We start from the raw sequence: 14100 nt of genomic DNA on the forward strand, positions 1-14100 counted from the left end.
GCGCGATCCTGCCGGGAAGGAGGCGTGCGGGACAGCGAAACACGGCGTGGGCCACATCACGAGCCATCGCGTTTATGAATATTTCTCGGATATTAACGGGAATTATCATAACTTGATGAGGTGAGCAACCGACCCCTTGCCGCCGCTGCTCGTCTCGTCCCTCTCCTCCGTGCCGGACTGATCGCCGGCATCGTGGTCGCCGCCGTGGCCTATCCCGTCGCCGCCGCCACCGGCATCGGCGCCAAGGTCACCGCGCACGCGCTGGAGCACAAGACGAAGATCCTCACCACCGCTCTGCCCGCCGAGACGTCGTACTTGTACGCACCGGACGGAAAGACCGTGCTGACGATGTTCTACGAGGAGTACCGGCAGTACACGAAGCTCGCCGACATGTCACCGAACATCCAGCAGGCGATCGTGGCAGCCGAGGACGCCCGCTTCTGGCAGCACCACGGGGTCGACCCCAAGGGCGTCGCCCGCGCCTTCGTGGCCAACGCCCGGTCCAGCGGCGTCTCCCAAGGCGCGTCGACGCTGACCATGCAGTACGTCCGGATGGCCCTGCGGGACAGCGCGACGACACCGAAGGAGGTGCAGGAGGCGACCCAGCAGACCAGCCTCCGCAAGATCCGGGAGATGCGGATGGCCCTGGACCTCGAGGAGGAGCTGAGCAAGGAGCAGATCCTGGAGCGCTACCTCAACTCCGCGTACTTCGGACACCGCGCCTACGGCATCTACGCCGCCAGCGAGATCTTCTTCTCCAAGACCCCGAAGGACCTCACACCGGTCGAGGCCGCCACGCTCGCCGGGCTGGTGAAGTCACCGTCGCAGTACGACCCGGCCAGCTCCGACCAGCAGGACGCCACCGCGCGCCGCAACTACGTGCTGGACCGGATGACCCAGCTCGGCTACCTCTCGGCGGACGCCGCCACCGCCGCCAGGTCCGAGCCGATCCGCCTGCGGCTGAGCTACCCGTCCAACGACTGCGCCTCGGTGCCGGAGAAGTGGAACAGCTGGGGCTTCGCCTGCGACTACCTGAAGAACTGGTGGAGCGCCCAGCCCGCCTTCGGCAGCAACCGGCTGGAGCGGATGGACAAATTACGCCGGGGCGGATACCGGATCGTGCTCAGCCTCGACCCGAAGATCCAGGACGCGGCCGAGAAGAACGTCGGCGCCAAGGCGAACACCGGCAGCCCGTTCGCCAACGGCATCGTGGTCACGGAGCCCGGCACCGGGCGGGTCAAGGCCATGGCGGTGAACCGGACGTACTCGCTGAACGTGGACGACAACCCGCTCAGCTCCAACCCGGAGGCGGGGCCGAAGGTCAAGGCCAACTACCCGAACACGGTGGCACCCCTGCTCGGCGGCGGCGACCTGCCGGGCTACCAGGCCGGGTCGACGTTCAAGATGTTCCCGCTGCTCGCCGCACTCGACGCCGGAATGCCCCTCAACACCACCTTCAACGCGCCACACCGGTACCGGTCGGAGGTCTACAACGGCTGGGCGCCGTCGAACGCCAGCGGTGCGATGTCCGGCACCCAGACGATGTGGTCCGGCTTCGGCAAGTCGGTGAACACGTACTTCGTCTGGCTGGAGGAGCAGGTCGGGGCGGACAAGGCGGTGCGCCTGGCCGAGCAGCTGGGCCTGCGCTGGCGGACCGACGTGGACCGGGAACACGCGGCCCCGGCGAAGGCGAAGACGTGGGGCGCGTTCACCCTGGGCGTCTCCGACGCCACCCCACTGGAGATGGCCAACGCGTACGGCGCCGTGGCGGCGGAGGGCCGGTACTGCGAGGCGATCCCGGTGCAGGGCATCTACAACCGGGACGGCACCCCGGCGATGTACCGGACCACCGCCGGGATCGAACGGGAGATCGCCAAACCGCGTTGCCGCCAGGTGGTCAGCGCCGACGCCGCCCGGGCGGCCACCGACGCCGCCCGGTGCCCCACCGGCGACACCCCGGCGAAAGGCAGCTGTGGGGGCTGGTCGACGGCGGACAGCGTCCGGGGCACGGTCGGCCGCCCCGTCGCCGGCAAGACCGGTACCACGGACAGCACCCGATCGGCCTGGTTCGTCGCATTCACCCCGGAGTTGGCGGCGGCCAGCTTCATCTCGGACCCGGACAACCCGTTCAACGCGGTCGGTGACGGCCAGTCCCAGATCCCGATCCAGGCGGTCGGGAACACCCTGAAGGAAGCCCTCAAGGGCAAGCCCAACCGCGATTTCACCCCACCGTCGGACGCGATCGTCGGCTGACCCACCTCCTCCCGCCGATCACGCGGGAACCCCACCGGCCCGGGCATCCGCCGGCGCCACCCGCACGGCCGCCGCGACCAGCCGGGAGGCCAGCCCCGGGTACCCGGCCCAGTGCAGCGTGAGCTGCGAGGCGTGCACCCCTCGCCAGACGAAACCCTCGGGCGCACCGCCCGCCCAACTCCACGCCGGCCGCTGCCCAGCCCGGGGCGTGAGCACCGCCCGGTGCTCCTTGTGCCCGGTCACCGTCGCGCCGGTCGCCGCGACGACACTGTCGGCGCCGGCGGTCGCGGTGCGGTACCCCACCACCAGGCCGTCCCGTCCCCGGCCGACCGCGTCCAGCACCCCGCACATCGGCATGCCGTCCAACTCCCGGGCCAGCCACAGCAGGCCGGCGCCCTCGGCGACGACCGGACGGTCGGTGCGGGCCAGCTCGGCCACGGCGATGCAGAGTCGACGGTTGGCCGACAGCCGCTCGGCGTACGACTCGGGCAGGCCACCCCCGATGACCAGTGCCCGGGTGCCGACCGGCAACGTCTCGTCGTGCAGCGGATCCACCGTCACCACCTCGGCACCGGCCGCCCGCAACAGCTCCGCCGTCTCGGGGTGGCTGTAGCTGGCGCCGGCACCACCGGCGACCACGATCAGCGGTCGCTCGCCGGGCGACGGGGACGGCGGCTCCGGGACGGCCGCCGGCTCGGTCTCCGGCGACCAGGGTGGCGCCGTCAACGGCGGGGCGGAGCGGGCGAGCGCCAGCAGCCGGTCCAGGTCGACGGTCGCGGCCACCGCCTCACCGAGCCGACGAACCGCCCGGTCGGCCTCGGCGGAGGCGGTGACCACCGGCACCGTCCCGTACCGCCGGGCCGGCAGGATCGGCGGCAGGTCCTGCCGCCGCAACGCGCCGTAGACCGGTACGCCGACGTCGTCCAACGCGTCGCGCAGCAGCTCCTCGTGCCGCTCGGAGCCGACCCGGTTGAGGATCACGCCAGCCAGCCAGAGCTGCTCGTCGTACGCCCGGAAACCGTGCACCAGGGCAGCCACCGACTGCCCCATCGCGGCCACGTCGACCACCAGCACGACCGGGCTGCGCAGCGCGGTGGCGACCGCCGCGGTCGACTCGCTCTCCGGCCGGCCGGTCAGCGAGTCGTACAGCCCCATGCTGCCCTGGACCACGGCGAGCCCAGCGCCGGCGGCCCCGTGGGCGAACAGCGGGGCGATCCGGTCCGCGCCGACCAGCCGCGGGTCCAGCGTGCGCCCTGGCCGCCCGGCGGCGAGCCCGAGGTACGCGCTGTCGACCCGATCCGGCCCGACCTTGAAGCCGGCGACCGGCAGATCCCGGTCGGCGAGCGCGGCGAGCACCCCGATCGCCAGCAGGTTCGTCCCATGCCCGGAAGACGGCGCGCTGAGCACCAGACGCGGCAGGACGGTCATCATCGGCTCCCTCGCGGGCGGCGGGTACGCGGGGTGGACCGACGGCGCGGTCCTGCGTGACGATAGCGGACCGGGCCGGCCGGGGAACGGCACCGGACCCGCCGGCCGCGCCGAGCCGGGGTCGCCCGGACCGGCGGCCCGGGTCATCCGGGTAACCTCGTGGTCGTGTACCGGTTCCTCCTGACGCCGCGCTGGCTGGGCGCGCTCGCGCTGACCCTGGTCGTGGCTGCGGCGATGGTGCTGCTGGGCAACTGGCAGCTGGACCGGTACCACGACCGCACGGAGATCAACGAACGCATCGACGCCGGCCTGCGGATGACGCCGGTGCCGCTGCGCGACGCGGTGGCGGCCCCAGCCGGGGGCGCGGGCCGCGTGGGGCCACCGCCCGCCGACGAGGAGACCTGGACAAAGGTCACCGTGACCGGCCGGTACGACCAGTCGAACGTGGTCCTGGTCCGGGGCCGCTCGGTGGACCGGACGGTCGGCTTCGAGATACTGACCCCGCTGGTCCTCACCGACGGCACGGCCGTACTGGTCGACCGGGGCTGGATCCCGCCGGCCCCCGGCGGTGACGCGACCGCCCAACCGGTCGTGCCCCCGGCACCCGCCGGTGAGGTGACCGTGACGGGCCGGGTCCGCACCGGCGAGGGAGGCTCGGTTCCGGTCAACCGGCGCCACGGCAAGCTGGAGACCCGCCGGATCGACCTGCCGCGGCTGGCCCGCGAGCTGCCCTATCCGGTGCACGGCGGGTACGTGCTGCTCGACGAGCAGACGCCGGCGGCCGACCCGGCCTTCACCGCGATCCCGGTCGGGTACACCAACAACTGGCAGAGCTTCGGATACGTCGTCCAGTGGTGGATCTTCGCGGGGATGACCCTGTTCGGCTACGGCTTCTTCGCCCGCCGGGAGGCCCGCCGGCGGGTTGGCGGGTTGGCCGAGCGCCCCACCGACCGCGCGGCCGAGAGCGCTCCGGCCTGACCCGCCCTCAGCCGGCGACGTGGCCGGCGTGGATCGCCCGGACGGCGTCGATCGTGTCCGCGTCGGCCGCCGTCTTGTCGTCCCGGTACCGCAAGACCCGGGCGAAGCGCAGCGCCATCCCACCCGGGTAGCGGGAGCTGGCTTGCACGCCGTCGAAGGCGACCTCGACCACCTGCTCGGGACGGACCCGCACCACCCAGTCACCCTTCTCCACGGCCAGGCCGAGGAAACGTTCCGTCTGCCAGCGCAGCAGCTCGTCGGTGAGCCCCTTGAACGTCTTACCGAGCATGACGAACTCCTCGGTGCGCGGGTCGCGCGCGCCCAGGTGCAGGTTCGACAGCCAGCCCTGCCGCCGGCCGCTGCCCCACTCGACCGCGAGCACCACCAGGTCCAGGGTGTGCCGTGGCTTGACCTTGACCCAGGCGGCGCCTCGACGACCGGCGTCGTACGGCGCGTCGGGGTCCTTCACCACGACACCCTCCTGCCCGGCGTCGAGCGCGGCGGCGAACGCCGCACCCGCCTGCTCCGGGCCGTCGACCTCCAGCCGACCGACCAGCAACTGCTGGTCGACCGCGGCGGCCAGCGCGGACCACCGCTCCCGGCCCGGGCGGTCGATCAGATCCGCACCGTCGAGGTGCAGCAGGTCGAAGAAGTACGGCGTGAGCACCGCCTCGCCGGTCGTCTCGGCGGCGGCGCGCACGGCCGGGGCGACCGGTGCGCCCCCGGTGGTGCTGGGTGTGGTGCGGCGGGCCGCGCGGCTTGAGGTCTGCTGGAACGGCAGCGGACGGCCGGTGGCGTCCAGGCCGATGGCCTCGCCGTCGAGCACCAGCTCGCGAGCGGGCAACGCGCGCACCGCGGCCACCACCTCCGGCACCCGGGCGGTGATGTCGTCGAGGCTGCGGGTGAAGACGGCGATGTCCTGCCCCGACCGGTGCACCTGGACACGGATACCGTCGAGCTTGACGTCGACCACCGCCGGCACGCCGGTGGCGGTGAGCGCCTCGTCGACCGACGACGCGCTCTGTGCCAGCATCGGCGCCAACGGACGCCCGACCCGCAGGCCGAACGCGGCCAGCGCCGTCGCTCCGCCGTCGAGCGCGGCCACCGCGACCACGCGCAGATCGCCGGCGAGCAGCAGCGCCCGGCGGACCGTCGGGCCTGGCACCTCCGCCGCCCGGGCCACCGCGTCGGCGAGCAGACCCGCCTGGGCGCCCTGGCGCAGCTCTCCGCCGAACAACGCGGTCAACAGGCGCTGCTCCTCGGTCGTGGCCGAGCCGTAGAGCGTGTGCAACAGTGCTCGGCGGCGCGCCTGGGCGCCCACTCCACGCACCGAGGAAATGCCGTCGACTGCCGCGTCCACCGCGGCCACCGTCAACGTCGGTGTCGCCGCCGGCGGCGGCAGGTCACGCAGACTTGCCCAGCCGACACCGGTCTGCCGCTGCCGCAGCTCACCGGCGAGATAGCCGGCACCGGCCGCCACCTCGTCCGGGTGCAGACGCCGCAGCGCGTCGGCGAGCAGCTCCACCTTGGCCCGCCGGCTGCTGACCGCGGCGACGGCCGCGGAGGTGGCTGCCAGGTCCAGGAACCGCACGGACTCCATCCTGCCAGCCGCCCCCGACGCCACCCGGCAAAACCGTGCCCGGGCTGGTCGGGCCCGCTCCGGGCCGCCGGACGCGAGGGCGCGACGGGCGGGCCGCCCCAGGGCCGGCGGGTGTCCGGCGCCGCGCGCCGCGCCGGTCAGGCCGAGACGGGCTCCTCGATGCGCAGGCCGCGGGCGCGCACCTCGTCGGCGACCCGGGACAGCACCGAGTCGAGCGCGACCAGAGCGGCGGAGAGCTCGCCGAGCTGCTCCCTGAGCGTGTCCTCGGGCCACGCGGAGACGTCGACGTCCCCCAGCGCGCTGACGGCGGCTTCCAGGCGGGTCATCACCTCGTTCGTACTCATGTACGAAAGGCTATAACAGCCCCGCGCCCGACACACCGCAAACTCCCAGATGAACCGGGAAGTTACGGTTCCGACACCAAGCCGGACGCCGCGTCGCCGGGCCGACCGGGAGGCCAGCACGTCCCCTCGTCCGGGACCGGACAACGGCGAGACCGACCGAGGCACACCACCGCCTAGCCCAACCCGCGCCCCGTCCGGGCCACGTTGCGCAGCAGCAGCGCCTCGGCGAGGCACACCCGCGCGAACTCGCCGAGGTGCAGGCTCTCGTTCGGGCCGTGCGCCCGGGCGTGCGGATCCTCCACACCGGTCACCAAGATCGCGGCCTGCGGGAACATCTCCTGAAAGGTGGCGATGAACGGAATGGATCCGCCGATGCCGATGTCCACCGGGTCGGTGCCGTCCCACGCGGTACGGAACGCGGAGCGGGCCGCGTCGAACATCGGTCCGGTCGCGTCGATCACGCACGGTTCACCGTCGTGCTCGAAGGTCAGCGTCACCCCGGCGCCCCACGGGGCGTGCTTCTCCAGATGGGTGCGCAGCGCCACGTACGCCCGCTTGGCGTCGTCGCCCGGCGCGAGCCGCACGCTCAGTTTGGCCTTCGCAGTCGGGACCAGAGCGTTCGGTGCCTCGCCGGTGGCCGGCGCGTCAACGCCGAGCACCGACAGGGCGGGCTTGGTCCACAGTCGGTCGGTGATCCGGCCGGTGCCGATGAACTGCACGCTCTCGGCCAGACCCGCCTCGGCGCGGAACCGATCCTCCGGGTAGTCCACGGTGGCGCCCTCCCGGCCCACCAACCCGTCGACGGTCACGTTCCCGGCGTCGTCGTGCAGCGTGGCGAGCAGCCGGACCAAAGCGGTGAGCGCGTCCGGCACCGCGCCGCCGAACATGCCGCTGTGCACGGCGTGGTCGAGCGTACGGACCTCGACGAAGCAGTTCACGATGCCGCGCAGCGACGTGGTCAGCGCCGGTACGCCGATGTCCCAGTTGCCGGAGTCGGCGATCACGATGACGTCCGAGGCGATCTCGTCCCGATGCGCCGCCAGCAACGCCTCCAGGGAGTCGGACCCGTACTCCTCCTCGCCCTCGACGAACAGCACGACACCGACCGGCAGCGCGTCGCCGAACGCGCGCAGCGCCGCCACGTGCGCCATGATGCCGGCCTTGTCGTCGGCGGCGCCGCGCCCGTAGAGGCGGCCGTCCCGCTCCACCGGCTCGAACGGGTCCGACTCCCACAGCGACAGATCACCGACCGGCTGCACGTCGTGGTGGGCGTAGAGCAGCACCGTCGGTGCGCCGGGCGGAGCGGCCTTCGTCCCGATCACCGCCGGCTGGCCGCCGGAACGCACCAGCTTCACATCGAGGCCGCAGCCGCGCAGCAGTTCGGCGACCGCCTCAGCGGAGCGCTCCACGTGCGAGTGGTCGAAGCCCTCGAACGCGACGCCCGGGATACGGACGAGGCGTTCCAGGTCGGCGCGGACACCGGGCAGTTCCCGCTCGACGGCGGCCCGCAGGTCGGACTCGGACATGATCGTTGTGGTCATGCCCGGCATCGTATTCCCGCGTTGCCGACCGGCGACCGGCGCAGGTAGTAGCGGGACCGGTCGTGGGGCAGCCCAGGCGCCCCGTCGACCACCAGGTCCGCCCGCGTCTGTGTGCCGTCGGCGGCGAAGTGGGCCCGCTCGCCAGCGTGCCAGCGGCGCAGGTCGGGGAGGATCCCCGGACCGTCCCGGGCGACCGCCCGGGTGAGCCGAAGGTGCGGCGGGGCGGTGACGAACGCGGCGAGGCTGAGGTCGGGGGCGGCGGCGGCACGGGCCACGCTGACCCCCTCCACCAGGAGGACCGGCGCCACCGGCACCGGGACCGGACGGGACAGGAACGCGCGTCGCACCCAGCTGTACCGTCGGTACTCCCCCGCCCGCCCCTCCCGCAACGGCGCCAGCACACACTCCTCCAGCCGCGGCCAGAACGTGAACTGGTCGTCCCAGCCGTCGAGCAGATCGTCGGTGTGCACCACCGGTGGCCGGGAGCCACCCGGCAGCGCGGCGAGGGCGTCCGCGAGGCACGCCGCGAACCAGCTCTTACCCGCGCCGCTGGGCCCGTCGACGGCCACCAGCCGGGTCCACCCCAACCGCGCGGGGGCCGCCCACACCTGGCGCGCCAGCTGGGCGTACGCCTCCATCACCGCCACCACCACGCGCCGACCGTAGCGGTCGGCGCCGGCGCGTCGCCCGTTCGGGCGGTCATGGCGGGCAGCCGCACTGTTCGGCCGGCACGGCGCCGGGCCGGGCGGCATGATCGGCTCGTGTCCCACAGCGTGATGAGTCCGGGCGTCGACGCCCTGCTGGAACAGGCCCGCGCCGGAGTGCGCCGGCTGAACCCACACCAGGCCGTCGAGGCGGTCCGGGCCGGGGCGCTGCTGATCGACACACGCACCGACGTGCAACGCCGGGAGCAGGGGGACCTGCCGGGCGCGATCGTGATCGACCGCACCGTCCTGGAGTGGCGACTCGACCCGGCGAGCGCCTGGCGGATCGCCGAGGCCACCGGGTACGACCTGGAGGTCGTGGTGATGTGCCGGCAGGGCTACAGCTCCAGCCTGGCGGTGGCCAGCCTGCGCGCGCTCGGCCTGCACCGGGCCACCGACGTCATCGGTGGGGTGGACGGATGGCGGGAGGCGGGGCTACCGATGTCCGACCGCCCCGCCGACGTCCGCTCCTGACCGTCGCTCACCAACGCCGACATCCTCCTCCCACCCGCCGCGGGGTCGGGGACAGGAACCTCACCGCGCCGCCGGCACGGCCGGATCACCCTGGCCGGGCGCCCCCGCTGCCGCGGGAACGGGATCGAGCACCGCCTCCGACGGCCAGCCGGTGGGCGCGCCGGGCGGGAGGAACGGGAGGTCGGCCGGCGGGCCGCACTCGACCAGGCGCCACAGGGCGTCGGTGTCCAGGTGCTCCTCGACCAGGTCGCCCAGCAGGTCCAGCGAACGTTCCCGGGCGGCGGCGAACGAGGTGTCCGGGGCGACCCGGAAGCCGTCGCGTCCGGCCTGCCGGGCCGCCTCGGTCAGGAACCGGCGCCGGAAGTCGTCGGACTCGAAGGCACCGTGCCAGTGCGTCCCGTACACCGCACCGGCCACCGCGCCCTCCCCGACGCCGTCCGCGTACGCCAGCAGCGGAGCGAGGCCGGAGTCGGCGAACGAGACGTGCCCGTGGTGGATCTCGTAGCCGTGGACCGGGACGTCCCCCCACGCCGTTCCGGCCACCTGCCGGACGGTCTTGCGCGGGTCGAAGGTGACCTCGATCGGCAGCAGGCCGAGGCCGGGTACGCTGCCCCGCCGACTCTCCACCGCGTCGTTGATCGTCCGCGCCAGCATCTGAAACCCGCCGCAGACGCCGAGTAGCGGCCTACCGGCGGCAGCGTGGGTCAGCACAGCGTCGGCGAGCCCGGTCTCCCGCAGCCAGGCGAGATCCGCCACGGTCGACTTCGAGCCGGGCAGGACGACCAGGTCGGCCGCGGCCAGCTCAGCCGGTTCCACGGTCAGCCGGACCCGCACGCCCGGCTCGGTCGCGAGCGCCTCGACGTCGGTGGCGTTGCTGATCCGGGGCAACCGGACCACCGCGACGTCCAGCCACTGGGTGCCGCGCGGAGCGGCCGGGCGGCCCAGCACCCGCCCATACGCGAGTGAGTCCTCCGCGTCCAGCCAGAGGTCGAGTGACCAGGGCAGCACCCCGTAGGTGGGCCGCCCGGTGACCTGGCGCAGCATGTCCAGACCGGGCCGGAGCAGGCCGCGGTCACCCCGGAACTTGTTGATGACGAAGCCGGCGACCAAAGCCTGGTCAGCCGGTTCCAGCAGGGCGACCGTGCCGAACATCGAGGCGAACACCCCACCCCGGTCGATGTCGCCGACAACGACCGTGGGCAGGTTGGCGTGCCGGGCCAGCCCCATGTTGACGTAGTCGCCAGCCCGCAGGTTGATCTCCGCGGGGCTGCCCGCGCCCTCGCAGACCACCACGTCGTAAGCCGCCCGCAGCTCGGCTAGCGCCGTGTACGCGGTCTCGGCGAGCCGGGGCCGCAGCTGCCGGAAGGAGCCTGCGGTGATGGTGTCGACCGCCTCCCCGAGCAGCACCACCTGGCTTGCCAGGTCACTGCCCGGCTTGAGCAGCACGGGATTGAACCGCAGGTCCGGCGCGAGCCCGCAGGCCGCCGCCTGCATCGCCTGCGCCCGCCCGATCTCCCCACCCCGCCCGTCCGCGCCGACCACAACGGCCGAGTTGTTGGACATGTTCTGCGCCTTGAACGGCGCCACCCGCACGCCCCGCCGGTGCAGCCAGCGGCAGATGCCGGCGGTGACGACACTCTTGCCGGCGTCGGAGGTGGTGCCGGCCACCAGCAGCCCGCCGCTCACCGCCCACTCCCCCCGCCGGTCGCGCGGACGGCGGCAGGCCGCCGCCGACTCCGGACGCCGAGCCCCGCCGTGATCCGGCGGACGGCGGCACCGACCAGGCGGCCGACCGTCAGCGGGTAGGCCGCCGCGACCCCGAGCGCGGCGAGCCCGACGGCACCGGAGACCCGGGCCGCCCGGGGAAGGTGCCGGGCATCCGGACGCGGCCCGTCCCCGAGGAAGGGGCGCACCTCGGAGCGGCCGAAGTAGACGTTGTGCCCCCCGAGGCGGACACCCAGTGTCCCGGCCATGGCTGCCTCGCACTGCCCGGCGTTGGGACTGGGATGGTCGTTTCGGTCACGGTGCCAGATCCGCCAGGCCCGCTCCGGGTCGCCGTGCACGACGGGTGCGACGGCGACCGTCAGCAGCCCGGTCAACCGGGATGGTACGAGGTTGAGCAGGTCGTCGAGGCGGGCGGCGGGTGTGCCGAACCGGGCGTACCGGGGCGCGCGGTGGCCGACCATGGCGTCGAGGGTGTTCGTCGCGCGGTACCCGAGCAGACCGGGCAGCCCGGCGACCGCACCCCAGAGCAGCGGGGCGACGACCGCGTCAGAGGTGTTCTCGGCAACCGACTCGACGGTGGCGCGGGCCAGTTCGGGTTCGTCCAGCGCTGACGGGTCCCGCCCGCAGAGGTGACCGAGGCGCTGCCGGGCCGCCGGCAGGTCACCGCGGCGCAGCGCCCGGCCCATCACCGCGGACTCCTGCCGGAGCGTACGCCCGCCCAGCACCGTCCACGTGCCGGCGGCCACCAGGACGGCTCGGGTCCATGGCCGTCCCCGGGTGGCGACCGTGGCCGCCGCACCCAGCAGCACCGGCGCGCCCACCGCCACCGCCGTGTAGGCCGCACCGGCGGCCCGGTCGGGCCGGTACATCCGCCGCTCCAGGGCACCGGCCGCGCGTCCGAACCCGGCCACCGGGTGCCACCGGCGCGGGTCGCCCACCAGCGCGTCCAGCGCGTATCCCGCGACGAGACCCGCCGCCGTCGCCACCGCCGTCGCCTGCCGCACCGGCATCACCTCCGGCGCGCCAGCCTAACCGAGCCCCACCCCCTCACCTCCCGCCCGCCGCCCACTCCGAACGCCCCGGCACCGCCGACCACTGTCCCTCCTGGCACACGCCGACCGCTGCCCGTCTTGCCTTGCGAGGATGAGATATGGATCGCCGACCCGGCACGCCGCTACGGCGGCCAACGCACCGTATCCGATCTTGGTGGTGAACACGCCCGTCCTGGTGGTGACCACACCCCGGCGGCCGACGCGTGGGGTGACGGCGCCACACCACCACCCCACCCCCGTCGCACCACCGCCGGGCCCCTCCACCGCCTGGCCACGCCGACCAGCCCCGGACCGGGCCCGCCGAGACCGGTGTCGGGGCCCAGCCGGAGCCGGGCCCGCCCGGAGCAAGGACCTGATCAGACCGGCGTCGGCATCAGACCGGCGTGGGCACCCTGCGGCGGGTCTGCCGGCCCCGTCCGCCGCGTCTCGGCCCGGCCTCAGCTTCCCCGACCGGCTCCGGATCGCCGATCTGCTCCAGATCGTGGGCCCGCTCCGGATCACCGACCTGGTCGGTCTGCCCGCCCGGTTCCGCGTCCGAGGCCGCGCTCGACGGCGGTTCGTCGTCGCGACCGGGTCCATCGATCGGGCCGAGACCGTCGGCCTCCGGGTCGATGTCACCGTCCCCGGGCGCAGGGTGGCGCAGCGGACCACTCAGCGGTCCCGCCGAGTCGCCGGTCACCGCACCCGCTCCGATCCGCGCGAACCCGGGCAGCTCGAAGTCCTCGTCGAGCGGTCGGTCGTCTGGCGGCGCCGGGGCAGCGACGGTCGGCACCTGCTCGGTCGGTTCGTCATGCACCCGCTGCCCCGCCTCGACGCCCCCCACGGCGCCGGTCGCGGTCGTCGGGCGGTTGCGTAGGAACCGACCCCGCCCCCGGGACAGGTCATGCCCGACCGCGACCGCCTCCAACTCGTAGAGGGTGCGATGGTTGCCGGCGTCGTCGGTCCAGTCACGGGTGTAGAGTCGCCCGCACACGATCACCGGGTCGCCGACCATCACCGAGGCGGACACGCCCTCGGCGAGCTTGCGCCAACAGTTCACCCGGAGCCGCAGGCTGTTGCCGTCGACCCAACGGCCGCTGTCGCGATCCAGCCGACGGGCGGTCGAGGCGACCTTGAAGTTGGCCACCAGGGTCTGGCTCTGGGTGGTGCGCCGCCATTCGGGCCTGGTGAGCACGTTGCCCACGATCGTCACGTAGGTGTCGAACATCGTCCCTCCAAGGGATCGGGCTTGCCTTCCGCGAGTCGACTCGGCACCGAGCCTGTCCCGCCGGGACCGCCTGCCGCGACCCCGCGCGCCGCCCTGTGGACGGCGATGCGCCCGGTGGACAACAACCTGATCAAGGTCCCGGTGTGCTAGGACGTCCGACCCTGGAATGAGGCCGCAGGTCAGCGGCAACATCGAACACGTTCCGGACCGGAAGCCGTTGGGTATGGCTTTGACCAACGGCAGAGCAACCCGAACGAAAGGCTGAGCGATCATGACGACGACCACCACCGGCATCGGGCAGGTGCGGCGATGAGCGCCGTGACCAACCCGGCCACCGTCGCCGAGTGCCTACGCGTCGGGGCGGGCTTCTCGCAGGGCGACCGGGCCTGGATCGCCGAACAGTTCGCCACGCTCGATGCCCGGCTGGCCGGTTTCCACGCCGACGCCACCGAATTGGAGGTGTCGGTGAAGGACCGCGCCGCCAAGGGCCAGAAGGTGACCCTGGAATGCTGGGTCGCCGGGCGGCAGAAGATCGTCACCACCTCCGCCGAGGAGGACCTGCACGCCGCGCTCAACGACGTCCGGGACGACCTGCGGCGCCGCCTGAACGACGCGAAGACCCGGCAGGAACCCCGGCACAACAAGCACCTGCGCGACACCGGGTCGCAGCAGGAGGGCCAGCAGGTCGCGGGGGACGACACCGCCGGCACCGAGACGATCTGAACGCTCGGCCCTCCTCCGGCCGCCCCGGGACGGAGGAGGGCTACCGCCGGGTAGCTTACGGGCGTACCGTC

Annotated in this window: 11 protein-coding genes and 1 pseudogene; 4 read left to right on the top strand and 8 right to left on the bottom strand. The window is 73.6% G+C overall.

The annotated features are described in order from the left end of the window. Window positions 1-120 precede the first annotated feature (120 nt). On the top strand, window positions 121-2253 hold the full coding sequence (locus QTQ03_RS12820) for a transglycosylase domain-containing protein (RefSeq protein WP_289278214.1): 2133 nt from the start codon (window positions 121-123) through the stop codon (window positions 2251-2253). Window positions 2254-2271: 18 nt separating this feature from the next. On the opposite strand, the gene QTQ03_RS12825 is transcribed toward QTQ03_RS12820, so the two are convergent. Next, window positions 2272-3681 carry a cobyrinic acid a,c-diamide synthase CobB gene (locus tag QTQ03_RS12825; protein ID WP_289278215.1) on the bottom strand — a complete coding sequence of 470 codons (1410 nt, stop codon included), beginning with the start codon at window positions 3679-3681 and terminating at the stop codon, window positions 2272-2274. Window positions 3682-3840: 159 nt separating this feature from the next. On the opposite strand from QTQ03_RS12825, the gene QTQ03_RS12830 reads away from it, so the two are divergent. Beyond that, window positions 3841-4659: an SURF1 family cytochrome oxidase biogenesis protein gene (locus tag QTQ03_RS12830; protein WP_289278216.1), complete on the top strand. Its 819-nt coding sequence runs from the start codon at window positions 3841-3843 to the stop codon at window positions 4657-4659. 7 nt (window positions 4660-4666) lie between these two features. Here the strand turns inward: QTQ03_RS12830 and QTQ03_RS12835 are convergent, their stop codons facing one another. The 4 genes and pseudogenes from QTQ03_RS12835 to QTQ03_RS12850 form a co-directional block, all read right to left on the bottom strand. Then, on the bottom strand, window positions 4667-6259 hold the full coding sequence (locus QTQ03_RS12835; RefSeq protein ID WP_289278217.1) for an ATP-dependent DNA ligase: 1593 nt from the start codon (window positions 6257-6259) through the stop codon (window positions 4667-4669). 137 nt (window positions 6260-6396) lie between these two features. After that, window positions 6397-6603: a hypothetical protein gene (locus tag QTQ03_RS12840; protein WP_289278218.1), complete on the bottom strand. Its 207-nt coding sequence runs from the start codon at window positions 6601-6603 to the stop codon at window positions 6397-6399. Between the two features lie 173 nt (window positions 6604-6776). Next, the gene (locus tag QTQ03_RS12845; RefSeq protein ID WP_289280801.1) at window positions 6777-8129 is read right to left on the bottom strand and encodes a dipeptidase; all 1353 of its coding nucleotides are present in this window, start codon (window positions 8127-8129) and stop codon (window positions 6777-6779) included. Then, window positions 8122-8896 (bottom strand): annotated as a pseudogene (locus QTQ03_RS12850) (uridine kinase family protein); the annotation flags it as partial. The gene QTQ03_RS12845 and the pseudogene QTQ03_RS12850, both read right to left, overlap by 8 nt. A 24-nt stretch (window positions 8897-8920) precedes the next feature. On the opposite strand from QTQ03_RS12850, the gene QTQ03_RS12855 reads away from it, so the two are divergent. Beyond that, window positions 8921-9322 (top strand): rhodanese-like domain-containing protein, encoded by a 402-nt coding sequence (locus QTQ03_RS12855; RefSeq protein ID WP_289280802.1) that lies wholly within the window; start codon window positions 8921-8923, stop codon window positions 9320-9322. Between the two features lie 60 nt (window positions 9323-9382). Here QTQ03_RS12855 and QTQ03_RS12860 read toward each other — a convergent pair whose 3' ends face one another. The 3 genes from QTQ03_RS12860 to QTQ03_RS12870 all read right to left on the bottom strand — a co-directional run bounded on the left by QTQ03_RS12860 (window position 9383) and on the right by QTQ03_RS12870 (window position 13306). Further along, window positions 9383-11008 carry a cobyric acid synthase gene (locus tag QTQ03_RS12860; protein ID WP_289278220.1) on the bottom strand — a complete coding sequence of 542 codons (1626 nt, stop codon included), beginning with the start codon at window positions 11006-11008 and terminating at the stop codon, window positions 9383-9385. Next, on the bottom strand, window positions 11005-12051 hold the full coding sequence (locus QTQ03_RS12865; protein ID WP_289278221.1) for a cobalamin biosynthesis protein: 1047 nt from the start codon (window positions 12049-12051) through the stop codon (window positions 11005-11007). The genes QTQ03_RS12860 and QTQ03_RS12865 overlap by 4 nt, the downstream gene beginning before the upstream one ends. A 421-nt stretch (window positions 12052-12472) precedes the next feature. Next, window positions 12473-13306: a single-stranded DNA-binding protein gene (locus QTQ03_RS12870; RefSeq protein WP_289278222.1), complete on the bottom strand. Its 834-nt coding sequence runs from the start codon at window positions 13304-13306 to the stop codon at window positions 12473-12475. A 309-nt stretch (window positions 13307-13615) separates the two neighbouring features. Here QTQ03_RS12870 and QTQ03_RS12875 point away from each other — a divergent pair, with 309 nt between their 5' ends. Then, window positions 13616-14029, top strand: a complete 414-nt coding sequence (locus QTQ03_RS12875) for an HPF/RaiA family ribosome-associated protein (RefSeq protein WP_289278223.1) — start codon at window positions 13616-13618, stop codon at window positions 14027-14029. Window positions 14030-14100: the final 71 nt, after the last annotated feature.

The sequence above is a fragment of the Micromonospora sp. WMMA1363 genome (genome assembly GCF_030345795.1).
In the GTDB taxonomy this organism is placed as follows: Bacteria; Actinomycetota; Actinomycetes; order Mycobacteriales; family Micromonosporaceae; genus Micromonospora.

Excerpts from the sequence above, each read along its gene's own strand:
- QTQ03_RS12825 (WP_289278215.1), bottom strand. The coding sequence starts at position 3,681 with ATGACCGTCCTGCCGCGTCTGGTGCTCAGCGCGCCGTCTTCCGGGCAT.
- QTQ03_RS12835 (WP_289278217.1), bottom strand. The coding sequence starts at position 6,259 with ATGGAGTCCGTGCGGTTCCTGGACCTGGCAGCCACCTCCGCGGCCGTC.
- QTQ03_RS12840 (WP_289278218.1), bottom strand. The coding sequence starts at position 6,603 with ATGAGTACGAACGAGGTGATGACCCGCCTGGAAGCCGCCGTCAGCGCG.
- QTQ03_RS12845 (WP_289280801.1), bottom strand. The coding sequence starts at position 8,129 with ATGTCCGAGTCCGACCTGCGGGCCGCCGTCGAGCGGGAACTGCCCGGT.
- QTQ03_RS12855 (WP_289280802.1), top strand. The coding sequence starts at position 8,921 with ATGAGTCCGGGCGTCGACGCCCTGCTGGAACAGGCCCGCGCCGGAGTG.
- QTQ03_RS12870 (WP_289278222.1), bottom strand. The coding sequence starts at position 13,306 with ATGTTCGACACCTACGTGACGATCGTGGGCAACGTGCTCACCAGGCCC.
- QTQ03_RS12875 (WP_289278223.1), top strand. The coding sequence starts at position 13,616 with ATGAGCGCCGTGACCAACCCGGCCACCGTCGCCGAGTGCCTACGCGTC.